The sequence below is a fragment of the Streptomyces sp. B21-083 genome, from assembly GCF_036898825.1.
Taxonomy (GTDB): domain Bacteria; phylum Actinomycetota; class Actinomycetes; order Streptomycetales; family Streptomycetaceae; genus Streptomyces.
Genome location: NZ_JARUND010000001.1, coordinates 463,828 through 487,146, shown reverse-complemented (window position 1 = coordinate 487,146; position 23,319 = coordinate 463,828). Strand labels below are relative to the sequence as shown.

The following is a 23,319-nucleotide window of genomic DNA, read 5'->3' as shown; positions in this document are numbered from 1 at the left end:
CCGACCTGCATGGCTCACGCTCGTACCCCGGATCCGGAGCGGACGCAACCTCTGGCGTTGGCGTGCCGAGCGCGACGGATCTACGGTGAAAGCAGGAAGCAGATCCCAGGAGCGCATCATGATCATCCTCGGACTCGTCATTCTCGTCGCCGCAGTGGTCATCGGCGTCGCCGGCGTTCTTTCCAACAGCGGCGATGCGCACCATCTCACCGGCGGATTCTCCGTCTTCGGAGTCGACATCACCGGCTCCACAGGCACCCTCTTCCTCTGCGGGATCGTCGTGGGCGCGGCGGGTCTGCTCGGGCTGAGCCTGCTCCTTGCCGGTGCGAGCCGGGGATCTCGGCGAGGCCGCACCGCACGGCACGGCGCCAAACGGTCTCGGCGCGCGCCAGCCGTACCCGATGACGAACGCGACGAACGGGACGCTCTGATCGAAGATCGCGACTCCTCTCGCGAGCGGCCGGCGCGGATGGAGCGGGATGACGAAGATCCTGGCGGACCGGCCGAACGCCCCCGCCAGAAGGATCACTGGTTCCGCCATCGGGCCGCTCACTGACGATCCAGGTCCGCCGCCCGGCGACCGGCCGCACACACTCACAGGTTTGCCGGTGGCCGTGGCACCCCCGACCGCTCACGGTCGGGGGTTGTCTCATGCGCGGATCCTCGCCCCCGCGAACCCCGGACGGGCGTGCGTGCAACAAAAGGCGCCCCCCAACGCATCGATGTATACGGGGGAGCAGTTCCTCCGCGAGGGGAGAGCACACAGTGACCGTGGGACGAAGGATCGCAGGACAGTTGGCGGGGGTCGGGGCGATCACAATGGTGATCAGCGGAACCGCGACCGCCGAGCCGGCAGGGGGAGGAACCTGGGCGGAGACGTCGACGGGCCAGGTCTCCGTGATGAGCGTGGCCCAGCCGAGCCCGACGAAGACATGGGCCGCCGGCGCCGAGGTCGTGGGGGACCCGGAGAGTGGCGACATCCGGTTCACGCCCGCCATGTACGAGCGTGACCTCGGCCGAGGCGGGGCGTGGAAGCGGACAGCCCTCCGGGGCGCCGACGCGTGGGACAGCAGAATCAACGACATCAGCACCGCGGCCGACGGCTCGGCGTTCTTCGTCGGTGACCAGGGATCTGACGGCGGAGATGTCCTGGTCGGGCGCTATGTGGGGGGCGCCTGGCAGCTGACCCCCGGCACACTGCCTCCCGGGACGGTGGAGGCCAGTCTGCTGTCGGTGAGTTCGGTCTCCGCCCGGGACGCCTGGGCGGTGGGCCAGGGCTATACGGAGGACACCTTCACCCAGATCCCGGTCGTCCAGCACTGGGACGGCCGGCGGTGGCGGTCCGTTCAGATCCCGGGGTCGGCGAACTGGGGCCTGCACCAGGTCGTGGAGCTGGCACCGAACGACGTGTGGACGGTCGGAGTGGACTACGACACCGGTCAGTCCGTCGCCGTGCACTGGGACGGCCACCGGTGGACGCGGACGCCCACCCCGGCGTTCCCCGACTCGGCGGTCCTCTTCGACATCGCTGCCCGCTCCTCGACCGACATCTGGGCCGTGGGCTGGTCCCGCGACACCGACAAGCAGCGTCCGGCGGGGATGGCCCTGCACTGGGACGGCGTCTCGTGGACCGAGGCGCCGCTGCCCGCGGGCACGTTCTCACTGCAGGCGGTGACCCTGCGGCCGAACGGCGGGCTTGCCGTCGTGGGCGGGAACGACGACGCGGCTGTCGGCCTGTCCTGGACGCCCGCCGAGGGCTGGCGGTCGCTCGGTCTGCCCGTTAGTGATCCGCAACTGCCCCTCGGCGTCAGCTCGGTGGTGGCCAGCGGCACCCGCCTGACCGTCGGTGGCTGGCACTACCGGTCCAGCGGCGACGGCGACTCCTTCAGGAGCGGCGCCATCCTCACCAAGTAGAGGGGCCCTCACGTAGAGGGGTCCTCAGGTAAAGGGTCTTCACGCCGTCTCGTCGCGGCGGCAGTGCAGGAAGAGATGGGGCTCGGGCCCGGCGGCGGGGTGATCGGGGGCGAAGACGGTGCTGTGGCGGGACAGCACCGTCAGCCCCGCCGCGCTCACCATGCCGGTGAAGTCCTCCTCGGAGAAGCTCGTCGCGCGGACCGGCTCGCCCATGAACACGAACTCGGCGTCCTCCACGTCCGCGGGCACGGTGGCCACCACCAGATGGCCGCCGGGCCTCAGCGCCAGGGCCAGGCGCCGGGTCAGGGCAGCCTGCTCGGCGCGGGTCATCTGCAGCAGTGAGAAGAAGACGCACACCCCGTCGAACGAGTCCGCCTCAAGCGGAAGATCCCGGATGTCGCCGCAGTGGAACTCGGCCCCGGGGACCTGACGGACGGCGAGTTCGACCATGACGGGGGAGACATCGACCCCGAACACCGTGTGCCCCGCCGCGACGAGCGCCGCCGCGGTGGGCTGTCCGGTGCCGCTCCCCACGTCCAGCGTCCGCGCGGCAGGAGGCAGCCGCTCGATCAGCCAGTCCAGCGCGGCCAGATGCGCGGGGGCATGGGCGAACGCCTTCTCGTAGTCGGGACCCAGCGCGTCGAACAGCACGGCAGCGGGCGGCCGTTGGTCCTCGTGCCTCACGTCGGTGTCCCTTCGCTCGCCGGTCTGCATCGTCGCACCCGTCGCCCGTAAGCCACAACGGTCGCCCGGTGGGCGTCCGGGCGGGCCGGGCAGGGAAGAATGGGGGCCGTAACCTACGGTCGGACCCTTGCGGAGGAGCGGGAAATGCAGGACGCGCGAGCGGGACAGGTCGCCGAACCCCAGGACCTCATCGATGTGGCCCGCCTGGTCACCGCGTACTACGCGCTGCACCCCGACCCGGCCGAACCCGGTCAGCGGGTGGCGTTCGGTACCTCGGGCCACCGTGGCTCGGCTTTCGCGACGGCGTTCAACGAGGACCACATCGCCGCCACCAGCCAGGCGATCTGCGAGTACCGCGCCGCCCAGGGCACCGATGGTCCCCTCTTCCTCGGCGCCGACACCCACGCCCTGTCCGAGCCCGCGCGGATCACGGCACTGGAGGTGTTCGCCGCCAACGACGTGACCGTCCTCATCGACCAGACCGACGGCTACACGCCCACCCCGGCGGTCTCGCACGCCATCCTCGCCCACAACCGCGGTCGCACGTCCGGTCTCGCCGACGGTGTGGTGGTCACCCCCTCGCACAACCCGCCCGCCGACGGCGGCTTCAAGTACAACCCGCCGAGCGGCGGCCCCGCCGGTTCCGAGGCGACCTCCTGGATCCAGGACCGCGCCAACGAGATCATCACCGGCGGCCTGAAGGACGTACGCCGCATCCCCTACACCCGAGCCCTCGCCGCACCCGGCACCGGGCGGCACGACTTCCTCGGCGCCTATGTGGCCGACCTGCGACACGTGCTGGACCTGGAGGCGATCCGGGCCGCCGGTGTGCGCATCGGCGCCGATCCGCTGGGCGGCGCCTCGGTCGCCTACTGGGGGCGTATCGCCGAGCAGCATCGGCTCGACCTGACGGTGGTCAACCCGCTCGCCGACCCCACCTGGCGTTTCATGACGCTGGACTGGGACGGCAAGATCCGCATGGACTGCTCCTCGCCGTACGCCATGGCCTCGCTCATCGAGCAGCGCGACCGGTTCGACATCGCCACCGGCAACGACGCCGACGCCGACCGGCACGGCATCGTCACGCCGGACGGCGGCCTGATGAACCCCAACCACTATCTGGCCGTGGCGATCTCCTATCTGTTCTCGCACCGGGAGCAGTGGCCGGCGGCCGCCGGGATCGGCAAGACACTGGTGTCGTCCAGCATGATCGACCGGGTCGCGGCGGATGTCGGCCGGCAACTGGTCGAAGTCCCGGTCGGATTCAAATGGTTCGTGGACGGCCTGTCCGACGGAACGCTCGGCTTCGGCGGCGAGGAGTCGGCGGGCGCCTCCTTCCTGCGCCGCGACGGCTCGGTGTGGACCACCGACAAGGACGGCATCACCCTGGCCCTGCTCGCCTCCGAGATCACCGCGGTCACGGGGAAGACCCCGTCGCAGCACTACGCGGGGCTCACCGACCGCTTCGGCGCCCCCGCCTACGCGCGCATCGACGCCCCGGCCTCCCGCGAGGAGAAGGCCCTGCTCGCCAAACTGTCCCCGGGCCAGGTCACCGCCGACACCCTCGCCGGTGAGCCGGTCACCACGGTGCTCACCGAGGCCCCCGGCAACGGCGCCGCCCTCGGCGGCATCAAGGTCGCCACCGAGAACGCCTGGTTCGCGGCCCGTCCCTCCGGCACCGAGGACGTCTACAAGATCTACGCGGAGTCCTTCCTCGGCCCCGACCATCTGCAGCGGATCCAGGAGGAGGCGCGGTCCGTCGTCCTCACCGCCCTGGGCACCTGACACGGACAGGACCCGGGCAGGGCGCCGAGCGCCGCCCGGGCCGCCTCCGTGCACGGCCCGGGTGGTGAATCCCGGGCCGGACCGAGCCCGATCCACGGCCTGCCGTGCGTGCGCTCGCCCCGTCGGCCGACGGGGCGCCCCACGCGCGGCCCGGCACTTTGACGTCTCTTGGGACAGCCGAGGTGCATGGAGTCCGGTCATCGGGCAAGGTGCCAGAGGTGACACGTGTGGGAATCATCGTCCTGACCTGGGCCGCGGCCATCGCGGCGGTCGTGGCCGCGCTCCGGGTCTCGCCCGCCTGGCTGTTCGCCGCCCTTCCGCTCGCACTCCTGGGTCTGCTGGGAACCTGGGACCTGCTGCAGCGCCGGCACTCCGTGCTGCGCAACTATCCCGTCCTGGGGCACGCCCGCTTCCTCCTGGAGCGGATACGCCCCGAACTCCAGCAGTACTTCATCGAGCGGAACTACGACGGGCGGCCCTTCGACCGGGACGTGCGCAGCATCGTCTACGAGCGCGCGAAGGGCACCGACGCGGAGGAGCCGTTCGGCACCGAACGGGACGTGTACCTGCCCGGCTACGAGTTCCTCGTTCCCTCCATGGCGCCCTGCGCGGTGCCGAAGACCCCGCCACGGGTGCGCATCGGCGGCCCCGACTGCGCCCGCCCGTACGACATGGCGCTGCTGAACGTGTCGGCGATGAGTTTCGGTTCGCTGTCGGCCAACGCGATCCTCGCGCTCAACGGGGGTGCCGCGGCCGGCGGCTTCGCCCACGACACCGGTGAGGGCGGCCTGTCGGAGTACCACCTGCGTCCGGGCGGCGACCTCGTCTGGGAGATCGGCACCGGGTACTTCGGCTGCCGCACCGACGAGGGTGATTTCGACCCGTCCGAGTTCACGGACAAGGCCGCGCACGATCACGTCAAGTGCGTGTCCCTGAAACTCTCCCAGGGAGCCAAGCCCGGTATCGGCGGTGTGCTGCCCGGAGCCAAGGTCAACGCGGAGATCGCCCGGGTCAGGGACGTGCCGCAAGGGCAGACGGTCATCTCACCGCCGTACCACCGGGTGTTCTCCACCCCGCGTGAACTCGTCCGCTTCATCGCCCGGATGCGGGAGCTGTCCGGCGGCAAGCCCACCGGATTCAAGCTCTGTGTGGGCTCGCGTCAGCAGTTCCTCGCGGTGTGCAAGGCCATGCTGGACGAGGGAACGGCACCCGACTTCATCGTGGTGGACGGAGCCGAGGGCGGGACCGGTGCCGCGCCGCTGGAGTTCGCCGACCATGTGGGTACCCCCCTCACCGAGGGGCTGCTCACGGTGCACAACGCCCTCGTCGGAGCCGGGCTGCGCGATCGGGTCAGGATCGGTGCGAGCGGCAAGATCGCCACCGGTACCGAGCTGGTCAAACGCATGGTGCAGGGCGCCGACTACGGCAACGCCGCTCGGGCGATGATGTTCGCCGTCGGCTGCATCCAGGCCCAGCGGTGCCACACCAACACCTGTCCCACGGGTGTCACGACCCAGGACCCCCGCCGAGCCCGCGCCCTCGACGTCCGGGACAAGACGCCGCGCGTCCAGCGTTTCCAGGAGGCGACCGTGGCCGGCGCGCTGCAGATCATGGCGTCCATGGGCGTCACCGACCCCGCCCAGTTGCGCCCGCACATGCTCCACCGGCGCATCGACCCCTGCACCGAACGTTCCTACGCGGAGTTGTACGAGTGGCTCGCGCCGGGCCAGTTGCTGGCCGAGCCGCCGGCCTCCTGGGCGGCCGACTGGCTGGCCGCCGACCCCGACCGTTTCACCGTCTGACCTTGTGACCTTGTGACCTTGTGACCTTGTGACCTGGAGGATCCAAGTGGCCCGTACTGTTGCCCGCCTCATCGTCGACGCATTGAGCGAACTCGGTGTGCGCCAAGTCTTCGGCGTCGTGGGAGACGCGCTCAATCCCCTGACGGACGCCCTGCGCACCACCGACGGCCTCGAATGGGTGGGATGCCGGCACGAGGAGGCGGCGGCGTTCGCCGCGAGTGCCCAGTCGCAGCTCACCGGAACCCTCGGCGTGTGCATGGGCACGGTCGGACCCGGTTCCGTCCACCTCCTCAACGGGCTGTACGACGCGGCCAAGAGTCACGCCCCGGTGCTGGTGATCGCCGGCCAGGTGCCGCTCGCCGAGCTCGGCAGCGACTACTTCCAGGAGGTCGACAACGACGCGCTCTTCAGCGACGTGGCCGTCTTCCGCGCGACCATCACCTCCCCCGACCAGCTGCCGAGGCTGCTGGAGACGGCCGTGCGCACCGCACTGGGCCGCAAGGGCGTCGCCGTGCTCACCGTGCCGGGGGACCTGGGCGATCAGAAACTGACCGCCGACCGGCCGGCCCGGTTCTCCCTGAACCCTCCGGTCAGCCGACCGGACGACGACGCCGTCCGTGGCGCGGCGGAACTCCTCGACCGCTCCGAAAATGTCACCCTCCTCGTCGGGGAAGGCGCCCGGGCGGCTCGCGAGGACGTCCTCGCCCTCGCCGACCGGCTGGCGGCGCCGATGGTGCTCACCCTGAAGGCCAAGGCGGGCTTCGAGGGCCCAACCAATCCCTTCCAGGTCGGCCAGACGGGGCTGATCGGCAACCCGGCCGCCGCGGCGGCCCTCCAAGACGCCGACACCCTGCTGCTGCTCGGTACCGACTTCCCCTACCGGGACTGGTATCCCGAGGGCCGTACGGTCATCCAGGTGGACACCGAGGCCACCCATATCGGGCGCCGGGTACCGGTGGACGTCGGGCTGGTGGGCGACACCGGCGCCACCGCACGCGACCTCCTGGCCCACCTCGCCGCCCAGACCGGGGGGCCCCGTGACCGCTCACACCTCGACAAGGCGCGCGCACACTTCGACCGGTGGCGCGACGGCCAGGCCCGGCTCGCCGATCCCGCGCACGACAAGGGAATCGTGGGCCGCGTCCGCTCCGCGCTGGACAACCGCGCGCACGACATCCGGCCCGAGGCGCTGGCCGCCGCCGTGGACCGGGCCGCGGCCGACGACGCCGTCTTCACCTCCGACACGGGTATGGCCACGGTGTGGCTCTCGCGTTTCGTCGAGATGCGCGGGGAGCGGCGCCTTGTCGGTTCCTTCAATCTCGGCTCGATGGCCAACGCGATGCCTATGGCACTGGGTGCCCAGTGCCTCGACCGGGACCGCCAGGTCGTGGCCTTCTGCGGTGACGGCGGACTGAGCATGCTTCTCGGCGATCTCATGACCCTGAAGACGTACCGCCTTCCCGTCAAGCTCGTCGTCTTCGACAACCGGCGACTGGGCATGGTCAAACTCGAACAGGAACAGGTCGGACTGCCGGAGTTCGGCACCGTCCTCGACAATCCCGACTTCGCCGCCGTGGCCGAAGCCATGGGCATCACCGGTATCCGGGTGACGGACCCCGCCGACCTCGAAGACGCCGTGCAGCGGGCGTTCCGCACCGCGGGCCCCGTCCTGCTCGACGTCCTCACCAACCCCGACGAGATCGCCGTACCCGCCAAGCCGACGGTCGAGCAGGGCTGGGGTTTCGCGGTGGCCAAGGTGAAGGAGGTCGTACGCAGCCACGGGGACACGAGCGAACACTGATCGGTTGCGAAGTCCGAGAAAGTCGGAGGAACATCCGAGGAATGTATGTGGGCGCTCGGGGTAGACGCGTGCGTGCCGGACGATGAACCGGCGACGACGAGACCGAACGACCGGGAGGGGCACATCATGACGACGACCACCGTGCGGACCGCCGAGCAGAGGGTGGACGTACCGGAGATCGCGGACCCTTCCAAGGTCGCGCCGAAGGACGCGCGGGAGTTGTCGAAGCTGTTCTTCGACCGGCTCACGGTGCTGGAGGAGGGCACGCCCGAGTACCAGTACGCGCGGGGCACGCTGATCGAGATGAACATGTCCCTGGTCCGCTACGCGGCCGGCCGGTTCCGCAGCCGTGGTCCGGAGGAGATGGAGGACGTCGTCCAGGTCGGCATGATCGGCCTGATCAAGGCGATCGACCGGTTCGAACTGACCCGCGAGGTGGAGTTCGCGTCCTTCGCCGTCCCGTACATCGTCGGCGAGATCAAGCGGTTCTTCCGCGACACGACCTGGGCCGTGCACGTGCCCCGGCGTCTGCAGGAGGCTCGCGTCCAGCTGGCGCGCGCCAACGAGGAACTGCACGGCAGGCTGGGCCGGACGCCGACGATCAGTGAGCTGTCCGAGCTGATGAGCCTTCCGGAGGACGAGGTCGTCGAGGCCCAGCTGGCCTCCAACGGATACAAGTCGGCTTCCCTCGACGCGGCCATGAGCGGCAGCGAGGACGGCGAAGCCGCGCTGGCGGACTTCATCGGCGACGAGGACGCGGCCCTCGGACGGGTCGAGGACTTCCACGCCCTCGCCCCCATGATCGCCGAGCTGGACGTGCGCGAGCGGCAGATCATCCACTGGCGCTACGTCGACGAACTCACCCAGGCCCAGATCGGCGAACGTCTCGGCGTCTCCCAGATGCACGTCTCACGCCTGATCACCCGCCTCCTGGCCCGGCTGCGCGCAGGCATGCTCACCACCCAGTGACGTCCGGTGGCCTGTGCGGGGGGAGTCGCGGATCATTCCCCCCGCACAGGCTTCGCCAGCTCCGCGTTGAACTGGGCGCCGACCAGAAGTGCCAGGTTGGACAGCCACAGCCAGACCAGGAAGACCACGATGCCGGCCAGCGACCCGTACAGACGGTCGTAGGTGCTGACGTGTGCGGTGTAGACGGCGAAGCCGACCGAGACGGCCAGCAGGAGTACGACCGCCAGGGCGCCGCCGGGCGCCATCCGGCGGACGGGGCGGGTGCGTGCCGGGCCCGAACGGTACAGGACGAGCACCAGGGCGACGGCGACCACGGCGATGACCGGCCACCGCACGGCGTTCCAGGCGAACTGGGTGCCGGTACTGAGATCCAGCGCTCTGCCCAGACGCCGGGTGAGGTTGCCGGTGAGCAGCATCGCGAGGGTCGACGTGAGGAGCAGGGTGATCAGGACCAGGGCCGTGGCGATGATGCGCGGAGCGGTACGCCAGACCGGCCGGTCGGCGTCGATGCGATGCATGGCGTACATCGCCCGGCGGAAGACGCTCAGATAGCTGCAGCCCGACCACAGCGCTCCCGTCCCCGCGACGAAGATCAGCGTCCATGCCGTCGACGACTGTTCGGCCATCTGCCGCAGGGTGCCGCGCAGCAACTCGCGCGAGGCCGCCGGGGCGGCCTGGGTCATACGGTCGATGACCTCGGGTTTGGCCGTGGGCATGGTCAGACCGAGGATCGAGAGGATCACCAGGAGCAGGGGGAACAGGGCCAGAACCGCGTAGTAGGTCAGCGCGGCCGCCCAGTCCGTGACGTCGTCGTTCCAGACGGTCACCGGCGTCCGGCGCAGCGCCGCCCGCCATCGCTCGCAGATGTGCTTCACCTTTTCCTTTGTTTCAAGAGCATCACGTGTGCTCGTGCTGGTGCCCCCGCTTTCCCTTCATAAACAGGGTGTGGTCGGTGAATGGCGACGGAATTGCAGGGCACACGACAATGTAGGAGGTTGATAAAAATGGTTCCCCTGCTGATTGTTCTGCTTCTCGCCCTGCTGCTCTTCGGTGCCGGCTTCGCCGTCAAGATTCTTTGGTGGGTCGCCGTCATCGTGCTGGTGGTGTGGCTTCTCGGCTTCGTGATGCGCTCCACCTCCGCCGGCGGCAGCCGAGGCCGCTGGTACCGCTGGTGATCTGACCGGCACGCACGCGTTCGTTCCGGGGCCCGGCCGTCACGACGGCCGGGCCCCGCCGTGTTCCGGAGGAGGCGAGGTGGAGACATGGAGAAGGTCGTACCGCCTGCGCGTATCGCGAACTGCGGCGGGGGTAGGCGTGTGTGCAGTCGGGGGCGGGACAGGCACGCACGAGGGAATCCGTGCGACCTCCTGCCGTGTACCCGTCCCCGGCGTTGTCCGAGCCCTGCCGCCCGATATTCAGAGAAAGCGGCGGACAGGGGCGACAGCGGCTTCCTTGACGCGTTGGAGCAGCGTCCGTCGTCTCCAGCGAGTGAGATCGATGTCCACACTGCGTCTCAGGTCGGCGTCGTAGTCCCGTTCGAGCGAGGCGGTGAACTCCTCGTCCAGTACGGCGAGCATCACCTCTTCGTCGTGGTCCATGGACCGTTTACGGTGCCGGCGCCGTGACACTCCCGTACAAGGGCCGGAGGCGTGGGTCGGCGTAAGGTCAACCCCGCTCGGCGATGTTGCCCGCGATCTCCACGGCGATCTCGATCGCCCGTGCCGTGAGGGGGGAGTGGGTGCGTCGCGCCTGCCACAGCAGGAAGATCTCGCGCGGCGGCGGTGCCGGCCTGAGTTCGTGGACGCACAGCGAAGCGTCGGAGCCGATGTCGGCACTGTGGACGGCGAGTTGAGGGAGGATCGCCGAACCCATGCCGGCGCGCACCATCGACAGCACTGTTTCGTTGCCCGCGGTGCGGCACACGATGTGCGGGCGTACACCGCGGCGGGCGAGCGCCTGCTCCATCCGCACCTGGTCGCAGATCGGCGGGTGAGCCACCATCGGCGCGCCGTCGAGTCGGGCCAGGCGCACGGGGCCGTCGGGGCGGGTGCCACGTGGTGGCTGGCGGAGTTCGCGCCGGAAACAGTGTCAATGGACCAGGTGCGAGGCGTACACCGCGACGGCCCGGCCGACACAGACACCTCCGTGGACACAGACGTGGAGAGGATCCGGTGACCGTGATGTCCGACCTGTTCGACTACGACGCGGAACTGCGCCTGCACAACGAACACTTCCGAGCCGCTGCCGGCGTCGGCTCGCGCGACCATGTGCTCGACATCGGCTGTGGCACAGGCCAGTCCACCCGCGAGGCCGCCCGCGCCGTCGGCCAGGGAAGCGCGGTAGGGGTCGATCTCTCCGCGCCCATGCTGGCGCGGGCCCGTCGGTTCAGCGACGACCAAGGGCTGCACAACATCACCCATCAGCAGGCGGACGCCCAGACTCACCGCTTTCCCCCGGCTCGGTTCGACCTCTGCGTCAGCAGGTTCGGAACGATGTTCTTCGCCGACCCGGTCGCCGCGTTCACCAACATCGGGCGTGCGCTGCGCCCTGCGGGGCGCCTGGTGCTGCTGGTCTGGCAGGAGCGCGACCGCAACGAGTGGGCCACCGCGATCCGCCGGAGCCTCACCGCCGCCTCCGCCCCACCCGACGGTCCGGACCCGTTCTCACTCGCCGACCCGGCCGTCACGGAAGGCATCCTGACGGCGGCCGGCTTCGCGGAGATCGGCTTCACCGACGTACATGAGCCAGTCCACTACGGCCAGGACAGCGCCACCGCCTTCGATGCCGTGCTCCGCCTGTGGGAATTCAGGGACCTGCTCGCCGACCTCGACGCCGCCGCGGCCGATGGGGCACGCACGCGGCTGCGCACCACCCTCGACGCCCACGTCAGCGCCGAAGGCGTCCACTTCGACTCACGTGCCTGGATCGTCACCGCTCGTCGTCCCTGACCGCCGTCGGGAGAGGGCGGCCCGGAAATCATTTCGCCCGTCCTCACCTCGTCCGATACGGTCGCGGGGTTGTTTTCTCTGCCGGGAGCCCATGAGGTTCGCGTGGGGCCGCCCCGGCAGTTCCCAGGCTGAGAGCAGGTTCGGTTATGGCATGTCGTATCAGTGAACTCGTGCTGGGTTGTCGCGACCCTGAGGTGCTGGCACGGTTCTGGTGCGAGGTCCTGGACTTCGTCGTACTCGACCGCGAGGGCGACGACATGTACGAGATCGGGGCGCGCGACGGATTCGGCGGTTCGCAGCCGACGATCATCCTCAGTCGCAGGGACGAGCCGGAGAAGGGCAAGTCCCGGCTGCACATCGATGTCAACGCCACCGACCGCGACCAGGACGCCGAGCTCGAACGTCTGCTGAAGCTCGGTGCGCGCAAGGCGGACATCGGTCAGACGGGGGATGAGCAGTGGCATGTCCTGGCTGACCCCGAAGGCAACGAGTTCTGCCTGCTCAAGTCCCGCCTCAACCCTCTCTGACACTCATGACCGTACGGTGAGCGAGGTCTCGGGTAAGGGATCCCTCGACTGAGAGGAAACCGAACACCGGAGACCTCGTAGCCGTCTCCCCGGTGACGAGGCGGCTCGACGAGGTCCGGTCGGCCGTCAGCGTGGAGTCATCGATCGCCCGGGCCCCCGCGCGAGCCGCCCCTTGCCGGCAGAGTCCCGCGCGAAGACCGACAGACCGTTCCTGGCCGCTCTCAAGCGGTTCACGAGGGGCGGTCCAGAAGTATGTGCTACGCCAACTCTGTTCGACAGAAGGTGCGGGCATGACAGCGACGGAGCACAGCCACCGAGCCGTGATGTCCCATGTCCATCGGCAGGCCGAAAACCATCTATTGATAGGTGTCCGTCAATATTTCGCCGGGGTTGCGTACCGCGTGCCCCTTTGTCTCCGGGGGGACACTCCGCCAGGCTCGCCGGGGTTCCACAGACGGCCGCGTCACCGACGCGGCCTCGTCATGTGCCACAGAGCGGGAGAGTACGAGAGGAAGGCATGCGTGGAAGACATCATGACGCCGGATGTGAAGATCGTCCGCTGGCCCGCCGAGTCGGGAAAACTGGAGGGTTTCCGTATGCAGGGGCTGCCCTGCCTCATCGTGGTCGCCAGAGGCGCACGGGTGCCCGAGTTGGCGGGCGCGCACGAGGACTGGGTACGACAGCCGGTGGAGGCCTGGGAGTTGAAGACCAGAATCGCGTCACTGCATCTCAAGGCCACGTCCCGGAGCGCCGCTCCCGTCGTGGACGAGGACGGGTTGCTTCGCTACGGCGGCGCTGTCCTTCCCCTCACCGTCTCCGAGGCGGCGGTGTTTCGCGGGCTCGTACAGCGCCGCCCGGGGATGGCGAGCCGGGCGGAGCTGACGGAGCGGCTCCTGTCCGCCAACCGCTCCGCCAGCCAGAACGCACTCGACCTGCACATGATGAGGCTGCGGCGGAAGGTCGTGTCCGTCGGGCTTGCCATAGAGACCGTGCGGGGGCGCGGGTTCCTTCTGAAGACCCGGTCCCTCGCTGATCCGAGCGTGTGAAGTTCCGGACAGGAAGAGAACGGGCCCTGGGGCGGGTGACGAGCCGGGGTCGGTCGAGTGGCGCAGGCGGCTGGGAGCGGTCCGGGCGGGCGGAGGCGTACCGGCACTCTCTGGCTGTGCGTGTTTCGGCCAGGTGCCCGGCGTGTACGGGGGCGCGGTGGCGCTTCGTACGGCCGGGCACCCGGTGGTACCGGGCCGGACGAAGCGCCACGGCCCGGCTATCGCGCCGGTTGGGTGGCGGAGTCGGGCGATTCGGCGGCGTTCGGCCGCGCGGCGGCGTCGGTGTCCGCGGGGACGTCGATCCGGCCGGGCAACCACACCGCGGCCACCACCGCGGCCAGCGCGAGAGCCCCGGCGGCCACACCGAAGCTCACGTGCATGGCCGACAGATACGCGTCCTGGGCCGTGGCCAGCAGTCCGGGGACCTGTTCGCGTGCCCCGGCCGGCAGAGCGCCCGCCTCCTGGAGTTCACGGACCGCGCCCAGCGTGCCGCCCAGGGACTCCGAGGCCGTCTCCCGTACGCCTTCCGGGAGCACGTTGACAGCGCCGCCCAGCTCGTCGCGGTACCAGACGGACAGGATCGAGCCGAGCACCGCGACGCCGAGCGCTGCGCCGATCTGCCGCAGCGTGTTGTTGACGCCCGCGCCGATGGCAGCCTGCTCGGGTGCCACCACGGCCATCGTGGTCGTCGTGGTGGTGCCCATGACCAGGCCGAGACCGAAGCCGGAGACGCCGAGCAGGATCTCGTACCACCACAGCGCCGTGTCGGCGGCGACGCCGGCCTGGCCGGTGAACGACAGGGCGAGCAGCACCAGTCCGGTGGTGACGACGGCCTTGGGGCCGAAGCGCATGGCCAGCGGGTTGCTGAGGATGGCCGAGGCGACGGCGCCCACGGCCACCGGGAGCAGGATGAGGCCCAGTTCGAGGGGGGTGTGACCGCGGACGGCCTGGACGTAGAAGACCATCAGGAAGGTGCCGCCGGTGAGGGCGAAGAAGGAGAGGGCGAGGCTCGCGGTGCCGGCCGCGAAGGACTTGTTGCGGAACAGCTTGACGTCCAGGGCCGGTTGCGCGGTGCGGCTCTCGAACAGGACGAGTACGGCCAGCAGAACCACTCCGGCGACCATCGTGCCCAGGACCTCGACACTGGTCCAGTCGTTGGTCTCGCCGCCGCGGATCACCCCGTAGACCAGCGCGCCGATGCCCGTGATGGACAGCAGGACACCGGCGACGTCGATGCGTGGCCTGGTCGCCGAGCGGGACTCGGCGAGGACGACCAGGAGGAGGACGGCGCAGACGGCGGCGATGGGGACGTTGATGAGGAAGACCGAGCCCCACCAGAAGTGTTCGAGCAGGAAGCCGCCGGCGATGGGGCCGAGGGCGATGGACAGACCGCCCAGCGCCGACCAGATGCCGATCGCCTTGCCGCGTTCCTCCGGGGCGAAGATGTCATTGATCACCGCGAGCGTGGCGGGCGGTACCACCGAGCCGGCCACGCCCATGACCCCGCGCCAGAAGATGAGTTCCTGGGGGGTGTCGGCGAAGCCGGCGAACGTCGAGGCCGCGCCGAAGACGACCAGGCCGATCACCAGGACGCGACGGCGGCCGAAGGCGTCGGCGAGGATTCCGGAGGAGAACATCAGGGCCGCGTAGAACAGGATGTAGGAGTCCAGGGCCCATTGGAGTTCCGCGTTGGTCGCGCCGACGTCCTGCTGGATGGTCTGCAGGGCGACGTTGAGGATGGTGTTGTCCATCATCACCATCAGGAAACAGCAGCCGAGGACCGTCATGATCAGTCCGCGTCCGCGCACGGGCGCGCCCGCCGATAATGCCCCGTTCACTACGCACCTCCAGTCAGAGGGGCGTCCCGCACCGGATGCCGCGCCCCACGCATCTACTACGGGAGCATAGTAGGTCGTGGGTGTGGGGGTGGGCCGTGATGGTGAAGTAATCCAGAAAGACAGCGGCCCGCTCGGTGTGTCGGGCGCCTCGGCTCAGTGGCCGGGACCCTCGTGCAGCAGCTTCTCGAAGCGTTCGCGCAGGTCGGGGACGTTACGGATCTCGTCGAGGAAGTGACCGACCGCGCTCACCCCGAAGTCGCGGATGACCTCGCGCACGGCCATCGCCGCCTCGTCCGTGACGCAGGGGGTGTACGCGTAACCCCGGCCCGCCTTGGTGCGGTCGGCCGCGCCCTTCTCGGCGAGACGGCTCAGCACGGTCATGACGGTGGTGTACGCCAGCGGGGTCTCACGGCCGGCGTTGAGCGCGCCGAGAACCTCCCGGACGGTCATCGGTTCGGGCGCCTGCCACAGGACCTCCATGATCTCGTTCTCCAGCGGGCCGAAGACGAGGCAGTCCTGGGAGGTGCGGGATCGGTCGGCTGTCACCCCTTCAATCTACGGTGCCCGGGGCCCCAACGCCCAGTAGTGCCCGCATCGGACGGGGCCGGTCCATGCCGCGCCGCGCCCGCGCGGGGGGTCCGGTGAGCGGGAATCGGTCCGGTCCGCTCGTCGCGCCGCTTCGCCTCGATTCCGCGGAAGTGATACCGGGAACGCGTTCTCTTTCACTACTCCTTCCCCTTCCTTTTTCCGCCCTGTCGATACCCCCGACCGTGCTGCGGGCGGTTCCTATGATGCGGTCAACGCCGAAGCGGCGCTTCGCTGTTGGGAATGTGTGACGGGAGAAGGAATCATGACTGTCTTTGAGTCGACCGAAGTGGCCGAGCGGGTCTTCGGCACCCTCTTCGAAATCCTGTTGAAGGACGATCAGTTCACTTCGCAGTTGCGTGCGAGCAACCTGTCCATCCGGCTGACCCAGACCAACCCGGACTGTGTGATCCACGTGTCCGCGGACGCGCTGCGGGTCGGCGCCGACGCACCCGAAGAGGCGACGATCAGGATCAAGATGACGTCCGACACCGCACACCAGCTCTGGCTCGGAAAACTCATGATGCCGACCGCCATCGCCACCGGAAAGGTGCGTATCCGGGGAAAGGTCGCCCGGGTGCTGGAACTTGTCCCCATCCTGCGGCCCGCCTTCGACCGCTATCCCGAACTGGCCGCGCAGGAAGGGCTTCCCGCCTGAGAGCACGCGATGTCAAGTGCCCGGCGGACCTCGCGACGCGGCACTTCGGTAATTCCCCTGGCTCAACCGGATCCGAGTTACGGAGTTTCGAGACCGACATGACGAACAACGACGAACTTGAGCTCAATTTCGACATCCTTCCCGGCGAGGTGGAGAAACTCCGCCGCCAGGTAAGGGAATTCGCCCGCGAGGTCGTCGCGCCCCGGGTGACAGCCCTCGACACGGCGCCCGCCGACGACTTCGACTGGGACATGGTCGCCCAGGGACACGCCCTGGGGCTCACCCGCGTCGCCGTGCCCAAGGAGTACGGCGGACTTGGCCTCGGCATGATCGGCTGCTCGGTCGCACTGGAGGAGGTGGCGTCCGTCTGCGCCGGCACCGCCCTCATCTTCGGTGCCGCCATGCTCGGCCAGACCCCGGTCCTCCTCTCCGGCGACCCACGGCTCCAGGCCCGGTTCCTGCCCATGTTCTCGGGCGACGCCCCGGTCCTGGCGTGCAACGCGGTCACCGAGGAGGAGGCGGGCTGTGACCTGATCATCCCGGCCAACGCCGTCCACGCCCGCGACGTGATGACCGCCCGCCGAGACGGCGACCACTACGTCCTGAACGGCAGGAAGAGGTTCATCACCAACGCCCAGGTCGCCGCGTTCGCCTCGGTGTTCGCCAACATGGAGGGCGCCCCCGGCGCCACCGGCCTCACCTCGTTCATGGTGCCGCTCGACCTTCCCGGTGTGGTCCGGGGACCGGTGGCCGACAAGATGGGATACCGGCTCTGCCTCGGCAGCGAACTGGAGTTCCACGACGTACGCATCCCCGCCGAGAACATGATCGGCGAGGAGGGCGACGGGATGGCCATCAACATCGCGCAGAGCAACATGGCTCGCGCCTCCGTCGCCGGTATCTCCGTCGGCGTGGCCCGAGGCGCCCTCGAACAGGCCCTGGAGTGGTGCGACACCCGTGTCCAGGGCGGACTCCCGCTGCGCGAGCACCAGTTCACCGCTGCCAAGCTCGCCGAGATGTCCGCGAAGGTCGACGCGGCACGGCTGCTGTATCTGAAGGCCGCCCACAAGGTCGACAACGAACTCCCCGCCCCCCAGTACGAACCGGCGGCGGCGAAGCTCTTCGCGGACCGCGTCGCCATCGACGTCGCGGACATGGCCATGTCCCTGACCGGAGCGCGCGGCTACGTGAAGTCCTTCGGTATGGAGAAGCGGCTGCGCGACGCCTACGGCGCGCGTATCTACGAGGGCACGCCCGAGGTACTGGCCCTCGCCATCACCGAGAGCCTCTACGCCGCCGGAGAACCGATATGACCGACACAACCGGCACGGACAACGCGCTGGACAGGGCGGAGCAGTTACCGGCGCGGGAGCGGGAACGGTACGTCTCGGACATCATCCGGCTCCACTCCACCCTGGACTTCCGCTCCCTGCCCGACCATGTCCTCGGGGACCCGCTCTACTCCGTGTACGACCCGAGGGACGAGCTGATCACCCTCACCGTCGAGGACGACCAGCTCCCGCTGCGCTACCTCAACGGCATCATGGGGTTCCGGCTCGTGCAGTATCTGCGGCTGGGCTGGATGTCTCCCCAACTCGTGTACGAGCGGGCGGTCTTCCGGGAGACGGTCCGCCACCCGCAGGGGGTGCAGAACGTCCACACCGTCAGCCTGTGCACCCGCACGGGCCGCATCCGCGGCTACATCAGCCTCGGCTGCTCCCAGGACCCGGTCTCCATGCCGCTCGACCATCCCGGCCGCGGCCGGTTCTCCACCGAGGCGGCGCACGACATCGACCTGCTGGGCCGGTTCGCCGCCGACGGCGTGGGCACGCACCAGGCCTTCGAGATCAAGCGGTTCGTCCGCGACCTCGAACTGCCGCCCGGCCCCGGCACCGAACGGGTGCCCTGGCATCTGCTGCTGGGACTGGGCAGGGTCATCTCGGGAGCCGGGGACCGTATGCGCCTCATGCTGGGCGACGCCAAGGAGAAGGTGGCGATACGGCACTTCCGGCTCACCGGCTTCGACCTCCAGATCGACCGCGGCACCACGCCCCGGCTGCCCGAGACAGACCTCATGGCTCCCATCTACGACCAGGACGTCATCGCCGTTCCCTTCGTGGCGCCGGTCCACGCCGACCTCGGCGACTACATGGACCTCATCGAGGACTACCTCGGCGGCGGCCCGGACGCGATGACGCTCATGGAACTGGTCGCCGCCATGACCGCCCGCAGGACGGGCGCTTACCGCGTGAAGGAGGCGTCGTAGATGAGCAGTGGTGCCGAGGCACAGGAGAAGGTCTTCTACGGGGAACTGACCACCCGTAACAAGGGCGTTGTCAGCACCGGGGAGCAGGCCGTACTGCGGGGCGCGACCGTGCTCGTCGCCGGCTGCGGGTCCATCGGCGGAGCGGCCGTCGAGCCGCTCGCCCGACTCGGGGTGCGCTCCTTCGTACTGGCCGACCCGGGGACGTACGAGGTGAACAACCTCAACCGGCAGAGCGCGGCGGCAACCGACATCGACCGCAACAAGGCCACGGTCGCCGGCGAGCGGGTGGCGGCCATCAACCCGCACGCCCACGTCAGGGTCTTCCCGGAAGGGGTCGGCGAGGAGACGGTGAAGGCGCTGGTCGACGACTGCGACGTCATCGTGGACGGAGTGGACGTGACGACCATGGACGGCTGGCGGGCCAAGCATCTGCTCCACCGCGTCGCCGTCGAACGGCGGCTGCCGCTGGTCACCGGGTGGGACATCGCGGGCGCCCAGTACGTGCGCTGCTACGACTACCGGTACATCAAGGAGCCGTTCGACGGCGCCATAGCCGAGGCCGATCTGGACCGGCTGACCTCCTGGCAGCTGCTGCTGAGGGCCGTGCCGCTCAGGTACGTACCGGTGGAGATGCTCGTCGAGGTGAGGGCGAACCTGGGGCGGCCCGACTACAGCTTCCCCCAGGTCACCTATGTCGCCATGGTGTTCGGCGCCATCACCTCCCACATGGTGGTGAAGCTGCTCTCCGGGGCGACCGTGCGCCCCGAGGTGTACATCGATGTGCACCAGCAGATCCGCTCCACGCGGCGCCGGGTGGTCACTCGGCTGCGCCGGACCGCGGCGCTCGCCGCCCTGGCTCCGGGGCTGCTGCGACTGGCCCGCGGCCGGAAGGGGAGCTGACGCGATGTCCGATCTCCACGAGCTGACGGCGCTCGAACAGGCCGCCGCGATCGCCGGGGGCGAGCTGTCCCCGGTCGAACTGACCGACCACTACCTCGGTCGTATCGAGGAGGCGGACAAGGAACTGGGCGCGTACCTCACGGTCACCGCGGAGCTCGCCCGGTCCCAGGCGGAACGTGCCGAGCGGGAGGCTGTGGCGGCGCGTCGGGACGGTACGCGGATGGGAGTGCTGCACGGGGTACCCGTACCGATCAAGGACCTCGTCCAGGTCGAGGGGGTGCGGTGCACCTGGGGTTCGGCGGTCTTCGCCGACCACGTCAGTGACACCGACGACCATGTCGCCACCCGGCTGCGGGAGGCCGGCACGGTCATGCTGGGCAAGACCAACACCGCCGAGTTCGGGCTGCCCTGCTACACGGAGAACAGGCTCGGCCCGCCGACCCGGCACCCGCTGAGTCCGGGGCGCTCGCCCGGCGGGTCCAGCGGCGGTGCGGCGGCGGCCGTCGCGGCGGGCCTCGCACCTCTCGCGCACGGCACCGACGCCGGTGGCTCCGTACGCATCCCGGCCTCCGTCTGCGGCCTGGTCGGACTGAAGCCGAGCCGGGGCCGGATCAGCAACGGGCCCTGGCGCCCGGACGTCACGGGACTGTCGGTGCACGGCGCGCTGGCCCGTACGGTGGCCGACGCGGCGGCGCTGGTCGACGTGATGGCGGGGCCGATGCCCGGCGACGTGTACACCGCCCCCGCGCACGCCGGGGGCGTGTCCCTGCTGGAGCACGCGCGCCGGGACCCCCGTGTGGTGCGCGTGGCGGTGCTGCGGCAGCCCATGGTGCCCGGCGCGGTACTGCACCCCGACTGCGAGGACGCCCTCGACAGTACGGCGGCGGCCCTGGCCGCGCTGGGTCACGAGGTGGAGGAGCTGGAGATGCCCCCCGACGGGGGTGTCCTGGAGGCGTTCACCCGGGTCTGGTCGGTGGAGGCGGCGTCGTACGAGGTGGAGCCGGAGCGCGAGGGGGAGCTGATGCCCTTCACGGCCTGGCTCAGGCAGACCGCCGCCGGGGTGTCGGCGCGGGAGTACCACACGGCACTCGCGACCTTCCGGGGCCTGGGGCAGCTGCTCACGGACCTGCTCTTCGCCGCGTACGACGTGATCCTCTCCCCGGCGCTGGCCGAACCGCCCGTGCGGATCGGGGAGTTGCGCGACGACACCGATCCGGCGGCGGAGTTCGCCAGAATGACCGCGTTCATGCCGTACACCGCGGTCTACAACCTCACCGGTATGCCCTCGATCACCGTCCCACTCACCCGGAACGCCGGGCGTCTGCCGATCGGCGTACTGCTCGGCGCGCGGTACGCGGACGAGGCACTGCTGGTGTCGCTCGCGGCCCAGTTGCAGCAGTCCGCGACGACGTACTGAGGCCCGGGGGGCCGAGAGGTTCCATTTCTTTCGGTCACTGTCTGGCGTGTATTCGCCCCTGTTGGCAATGGGGGGCGTTCGGGTCGGATTGACTGGTCAATTCGGAGTAAAATTCGAGGGCCGACGTCATCCCCATTTTGTCCGGTTCTTGCTGGTTCTGTGGCAGGGGGTACCCAACGCGTACCCCCTGTATTCCTTTGTCTTTACGGTTGTGCGCCTCGGTAGAGTAATCGCGTCGCCATGGGGAGAGGTGGCGATCCTGGGGAGGATGGGGGACGCTGGTGGAATTGAATGTTCTCGGTGCGCTCGAAATGTGTGTGGGTGGGAAATCAGTGGTTCCCTCCGCGCCGAAGCTGCGGCAGATATTCACGTTACTGACCATGCGTGCGAACACCGTGGTGACAGTCTCCGAAATCGTCGAGGAAGTCTGGACGGGAGTTCCGCCGAAAAGCCTTTCCACCACTCTGCAGACTTATATTCTGCAGCTTCGGAAATCCCTTCGGGAGGCGCGGTCGGGGGCCGTCGGTCCGGTGCGGGAATGCGATGGTGCCGAAGGATTCATCGTGACCTACGACCGCGGATATCTTTTCAGCGCTCCGCAGTCCATGCGGAAGGACTTCGAGGAATTCACCCGGTCCGTCGAGACCGGGCACCAGTACATGCGAAACGGCAGGAACGCGGAGGCGGCCGAACTGCTCGGCGAGGCACTCGCGCTGTGGCGCGGTGACGTTCTGGTCGACGTCCGACGCGGTTCGGTCCTGGACGCCTACGCGGTCAAGCTGGAGGAGGTGCGTCTCTCCGCGCGGATCCTGCGCCTGGACGCCTGTCTCGGACAGGGGAGCGATCTGCATCTGATCCCCGAACTCAACGCGCTGGCCGGTCTGCACCCCCTGAACGAGACGCTGCAGTACCAGCGGATGATCGCCCTGTACCGGTCGGGCCAGGTGGCCGAGGCGCTGGCCGGCTACCGGGCCTTCTACGCGCAGGTGATGGAGCAGGTGGGGATAGAGCCCTCCGCGCACTTGAGGGACCTGCAGTCCGCCATCCTGAACTCCGCCCCGGTGCTGTCGGCCGTGGCGACCTCCGAGGAGATACGCCGGGGCGTCTCGGACGACGAGGGCAACGGGGGAGCGGGGCCCGCCACGGCCCGTATCCCGTCCGGGGGCCACCTCCCTCGTTCCCCTTCCCCCGCCCGATGGAGGCCGAAGGCGGCAAAGGTGATCCTGCCGTCCCAGGCGTCGCCCTCCAGGGGCGTACGCCGGATCACGCTGGACGCCGCGGGCATTCCCCTGTCCGCGCTGATCAGCGAACCCGTCGAGGCGCCCACCCGGGCCGTCGTGGTCGCCGTCCACAACAGCGGTACGAACGCCGACTACTTCGACGGCCGGGCCCACCCCCAGCTGTCACTGCTGACGCTGGGGGCGGCCCTCGGCTACACGGTCGTCGCGGTGGACCGCCCGGGCTACCGTCTCTCGGCCACCCAACTGCCCCACGGGTTAGGCCTATTGGACCAGGGCGCCGCCCTGCGCGCCGCCCTGGACGACTTCTCCTCCCGCTTCGCCACAGGCTGCGGCTTCTTCCTGCTGGCGCATTCCTACGGCGGCAACGTGGCGTTGGCCGCAGCCGCCGACCACACCCCGCCCGGGCTGCTCGGCCTCGACATCTCCGGCTGCGGTCACGAATACGCCGTCGACCCGCACGAGGTGTCGGTCCTGCTCGACCGGGGCCGGTCCGCGAAGAACTGGGGCCCACTGAGCCTCTACCCGCCCGGCACGTTCAGTGGCGCACGTTCCAGGGCCGAGGACATGCCCGCACGCGAACGCGCCGAACTCGCGAGCCGGCCCGGTCTGTTCCGCTCCGTCGCGCCGCGCGTCCGGGTCCCGGTGCGGCTGACGTTCGCCGAGCACGAGGCGTGGTGGCGCCAGGACGGCGACACCCTGGCCGACCTGGCCGCGCAGTTCGTCGCCGCCCCTCGCGTCACCGTCGACCGCCAGCCGGACGCCGGTCACAACATCAGCCTTGGCTGGGCCGCCCGCTCGTACCACCTGCGCGCTCTGGCGTTTCTGGAGAGCTGCCTCGTTCTCCGCGAGACGACGCACGCCGAACGGTCCGCGACGGTGTCGTGAGGTGCCGGACCCGGGGCGCTCGTACGAAGGACTCGTACGAGCGCCCCGGGTCC

The 23,319-nt window shown here is 69.5% G+C and carries 21 protein-coding genes and 2 pseudogenes; 17 read left to right on the top strand and 6 right to left on the bottom strand.

Annotated features, from left to right (window positions below; all coding sequences use genetic code 11):
* Nucleotides 1–118: 118 nt before the first annotated feature.
* Both QA861_RS02245 and QA861_RS02240 read left to right on the top strand, forming a co-directional pair.
* A complete protein-coding gene (locus QA861_RS02245) occupies nt 119–556 on the top strand; it encodes a hypothetical protein (RefSeq protein ID WP_334586473.1) in 438 nt (145 codons plus the stop codon).
* 215 nt (nt 557–771) lie between these two features.
* Nucleotides 772–1,914 (top strand): hypothetical protein, encoded by a 1,143-nt coding sequence (locus tag QA861_RS02240; RefSeq protein WP_334586472.1) that lies wholly within the window; start codon nt 772–774, stop codon nt 1,912–1,914.
* A gap of 39 nt (nt 1,915–1,953) precedes the next feature.
* Here QA861_RS02240 and QA861_RS02235 read toward each other — a convergent pair whose 3' ends face one another.
* Entirely contained in the window at nt 1,954–2,628 is a 675-nt protein-coding gene (locus tag QA861_RS02235) for a class I SAM-dependent methyltransferase (protein WP_443041430.1), read from the bottom strand.
* 114 nt (nt 2,629–2,742) lie between these two features.
* Between QA861_RS02235 and pgm the strand changes: the two genes are divergently transcribed.
* The 4 genes from pgm (at nt 2,743) to QA861_RS02215 (ending at nt 8,955) form a co-directional block, all read left to right on the top strand.
* Nucleotides 2,743–4,383 (top strand): phosphoglucomutase (alpha-D-glucose-1,6-bisphosphate-dependent), encoded by a 1,641-nt coding sequence (gene pgm, locus QA861_RS02230; RefSeq protein WP_334586470.1) that lies wholly within the window; start codon nt 2,743–2,745, stop codon nt 4,381–4,383.
* A gap of 218 nt (nt 4,384–4,601) precedes the next feature.
* Nucleotides 4,602–6,185, top strand: a complete 1,584-nt coding sequence (locus QA861_RS02225; protein ID WP_334586469.1) for an FMN-binding glutamate synthase family protein — start codon at nt 4,602–4,604, stop codon at nt 6,183–6,185.
* Nucleotides 6,186–6,231: 46 nt separating this feature from the next.
* Entirely contained in the window at nt 6,232–7,986 is a 1,755-nt protein-coding gene (locus QA861_RS02220) for a thiamine pyrophosphate-dependent enzyme (RefSeq protein ID WP_334586468.1), read from the top strand.
* 126 nt (nt 7,987–8,112) lie between these two features.
* Nucleotides 8,113–8,955: an RNA polymerase sigma factor SigF gene (locus QA861_RS02215; RefSeq protein ID WP_334586467.1), complete on the top strand. Its 843-nt coding sequence runs from the start codon at nt 8,113–8,115 to the stop codon at nt 8,953–8,955.
* A gap of 32 nt (nt 8,956–8,987) precedes the next feature.
* On the opposite strand, the gene QA861_RS02210 is transcribed toward QA861_RS02215, so the two are convergent.
* The gene (locus QA861_RS02210; RefSeq protein ID WP_334586466.1) at nt 8,988–9,830 is read right to left on the bottom strand and encodes a YihY/virulence factor BrkB family protein; all 843 of its coding nucleotides are present in this window, start codon (nt 9,828–9,830) and stop codon (nt 8,988–8,990) included.
* 129 nt (nt 9,831–9,959) lie between these two features.
* Here QA861_RS02210 and QA861_RS02205 point away from each other — a divergent pair, with 129 nt between their 5' ends.
* Complete coding sequence (locus QA861_RS02205) at nt 9,960–10,130, top strand: hydrophobic protein (RefSeq protein WP_319094357.1); 171 nt, start codon at nt 9,960–9,962, stop codon at nt 10,128–10,130.
* Between the two features lie 240 nt (nt 10,131–10,370).
* On the opposite strand, the pseudogene QA861_RS02200 reads toward QA861_RS02205, so the two are convergent.
* Together QA861_RS02200 and QA861_RS02195 are read right to left on the bottom strand one after the other, a co-directional pair.
* Nucleotides 10,371–10,562: pseudogene (locus QA861_RS02200) on the bottom strand (cardiolipin synthase B); the annotation flags it as partial.
* Nucleotides 10,563–10,620: 58 nt separating this feature from the next.
* The gene (locus tag QA861_RS02195) at nt 10,621–10,986 is read right to left on the bottom strand and encodes a LysR family transcriptional regulator substrate-binding protein (RefSeq protein WP_334586465.1); all 366 of its coding nucleotides are present in this window, start codon (nt 10,984–10,986) and stop codon (nt 10,621–10,623) included.
* A 149-nt stretch (nt 10,987–11,135) separates the two neighbouring features.
* Between QA861_RS02195 and QA861_RS02190 the strand changes: the two genes are divergently transcribed.
* The 3 genes from QA861_RS02190 (at nt 11,136) to QA861_RS02180 (ending at nt 13,476) form a co-directional block, all read left to right on the top strand.
* Nucleotides 11,136–11,903 carry a class I SAM-dependent methyltransferase gene (locus QA861_RS02190; protein WP_334590425.1) on the top strand — a complete coding sequence of 256 codons (768 nt, stop codon included), beginning with the start codon at nt 11,136–11,138 and terminating at the stop codon, nt 11,901–11,903.
* A gap of 146 nt (nt 11,904–12,049) precedes the next feature.
* Entirely contained in the window at nt 12,050–12,430 is a 381-nt protein-coding gene (locus QA861_RS02185; protein ID WP_334586464.1) for a VOC family protein, read from the top strand.
* A gap of 521 nt (nt 12,431–12,951) precedes the next feature.
* Complete coding sequence (locus tag QA861_RS02180) at nt 12,952–13,476, top strand: winged helix-turn-helix domain-containing protein (protein ID WP_334586463.1); 525 nt, start codon at nt 12,952–12,954, stop codon at nt 13,474–13,476.
* A 218-nt stretch (nt 13,477–13,694) separates the two neighbouring features.
* Here the strand turns inward: QA861_RS02180 and QA861_RS02175 are convergent, their stop codons facing one another.
* Complete coding sequence (locus QA861_RS02175; protein ID WP_334586462.1) at nt 13,695–15,314, bottom strand: MFS transporter; 1,620 nt, start codon at nt 15,312–15,314, stop codon at nt 13,695–13,697.
* Nucleotides 15,315–15,467: 153 nt separating this feature from the next.
* Nucleotides 15,468–15,860: a BlaI/MecI/CopY family transcriptional regulator gene (locus QA861_RS02170; RefSeq protein ID WP_334586461.1), complete on the bottom strand. Its 393-nt coding sequence runs from the start codon at nt 15,858–15,860 to the stop codon at nt 15,468–15,470.
* Between the two features lie 304 nt (nt 15,861–16,164).
* Here QA861_RS02170 and QA861_RS02165 point away from each other — a divergent pair, with 304 nt between their 5' ends.
* From QA861_RS02165 to QA861_RS02140, 7 genes and pseudogenes are all read left to right on the top strand, one after another.
* On the top strand, nt 16,165–16,557 hold the full coding sequence (locus QA861_RS02165) for an SCP2 sterol-binding domain-containing protein (RefSeq protein WP_334586460.1): 393 nt from the start codon (nt 16,165–16,167) through the stop codon (nt 16,555–16,557).
* A 98-nt stretch (nt 16,558–16,655) separates the two neighbouring features.
* Entirely contained in the window at nt 16,656–17,870 is a 1,215-nt protein-coding gene (locus QA861_RS02160; RefSeq protein ID WP_334586459.1) for an acyl-CoA dehydrogenase family protein, read from the top strand.
* Nucleotides 17,867–18,823 (top strand): hypothetical protein, encoded by a 957-nt coding sequence (locus tag QA861_RS02155; RefSeq protein ID WP_334586458.1) that lies wholly within the window; start codon nt 17,867–17,869, stop codon nt 18,821–18,823. The genes QA861_RS02160 and QA861_RS02155 overlap by 4 nt, the downstream gene beginning before the upstream one ends.
* Nucleotides 18,824–19,723, top strand: a complete 900-nt coding sequence (locus QA861_RS02150; protein WP_334586457.1) for a HesA/MoeB/ThiF family protein — start codon at nt 18,824–18,826, stop codon at nt 19,721–19,723. It begins immediately after the preceding gene.
* Nucleotides 19,724–19,727: 4 nt separating this feature from the next.
* Nucleotides 19,728–21,140, top strand: a complete 1,413-nt coding sequence (locus tag QA861_RS02145; protein WP_334586456.1) for an amidase — start codon at nt 19,728–19,730, stop codon at nt 21,138–21,140.
* Between the two features lie 311 nt (nt 21,141–21,451).
* A pseudogene (locus QA861_RS46965) lies at nt 21,452–21,637 on the top strand (AfsR/SARP family transcriptional regulator); the annotation flags it as partial.
* 66 nt (nt 21,638–21,703) lie between these two features.
* Nucleotides 21,704–23,266 (top strand): alpha/beta fold hydrolase, encoded by a 1,563-nt coding sequence (locus tag QA861_RS02140; protein ID WP_334586455.1) that lies wholly within the window; start codon nt 21,704–21,706, stop codon nt 23,264–23,266.
* Nucleotides 23,267–23,319: the final 53 nt, after the last annotated feature.

Coding starts and splice junctions, on each gene's coding strand:
- QA861_RS02245 (WP_334586473.1), top strand. CDS start 119: ATGATCATCCTCGGACTCGTCATTCTCGTCGCCGCAGTGGTCATCGGC.
- QA861_RS02235 (WP_443041430.1), bottom strand. CDS start 2,628: ATGCAGACCGGCGAGCGAAGGGACACCGACGTGAGGCACGAGGACCAA.
- pgm (WP_334586470.1), top strand. CDS start 2,743: ATGCAGGACGCGCGAGCGGGACAGGTCGCCGAACCCCAGGACCTCATC.
- QA861_RS02215 (WP_334586467.1), top strand. CDS start 8,113: ATGACGACGACCACCGTGCGGACCGCCGAGCAGAGGGTGGACGTACCG.
- QA861_RS02205 (WP_319094357.1), top strand. CDS start 9,960: ATGGTTCCCCTGCTGATTGTTCTGCTTCTCGCCCTGCTGCTCTTCGGT.
- QA861_RS02190 (WP_334590425.1), top strand. CDS start 11,136: ATGTCCGACCTGTTCGACTACGACGCGGAACTGCGCCTGCACAACGAA.
- QA861_RS02185 (WP_334586464.1), top strand. CDS start 12,050: ATGGCATGTCGTATCAGTGAACTCGTGCTGGGTTGTCGCGACCCTGAG.
- QA861_RS02165 (WP_334586460.1), top strand. CDS start 16,165: ATGACTGTCTTTGAGTCGACCGAAGTGGCCGAGCGGGTCTTCGGCACC.
- QA861_RS02160 (WP_334586459.1), top strand. CDS start 16,656: ATGACGAACAACGACGAACTTGAGCTCAATTTCGACATCCTTCCCGGC.
- QA861_RS02155 (WP_334586458.1), top strand. CDS start 17,867: ATGACCGACACAACCGGCACGGACAACGCGCTGGACAGGGCGGAGCAG.
- QA861_RS02150 (WP_334586457.1), top strand. CDS start 18,824: ATGAGCAGTGGTGCCGAGGCACAGGAGAAGGTCTTCTACGGGGAACTG.
- QA861_RS02145 (WP_334586456.1), top strand. CDS start 19,728: ATGTCCGATCTCCACGAGCTGACGGCGCTCGAACAGGCCGCCGCGATC.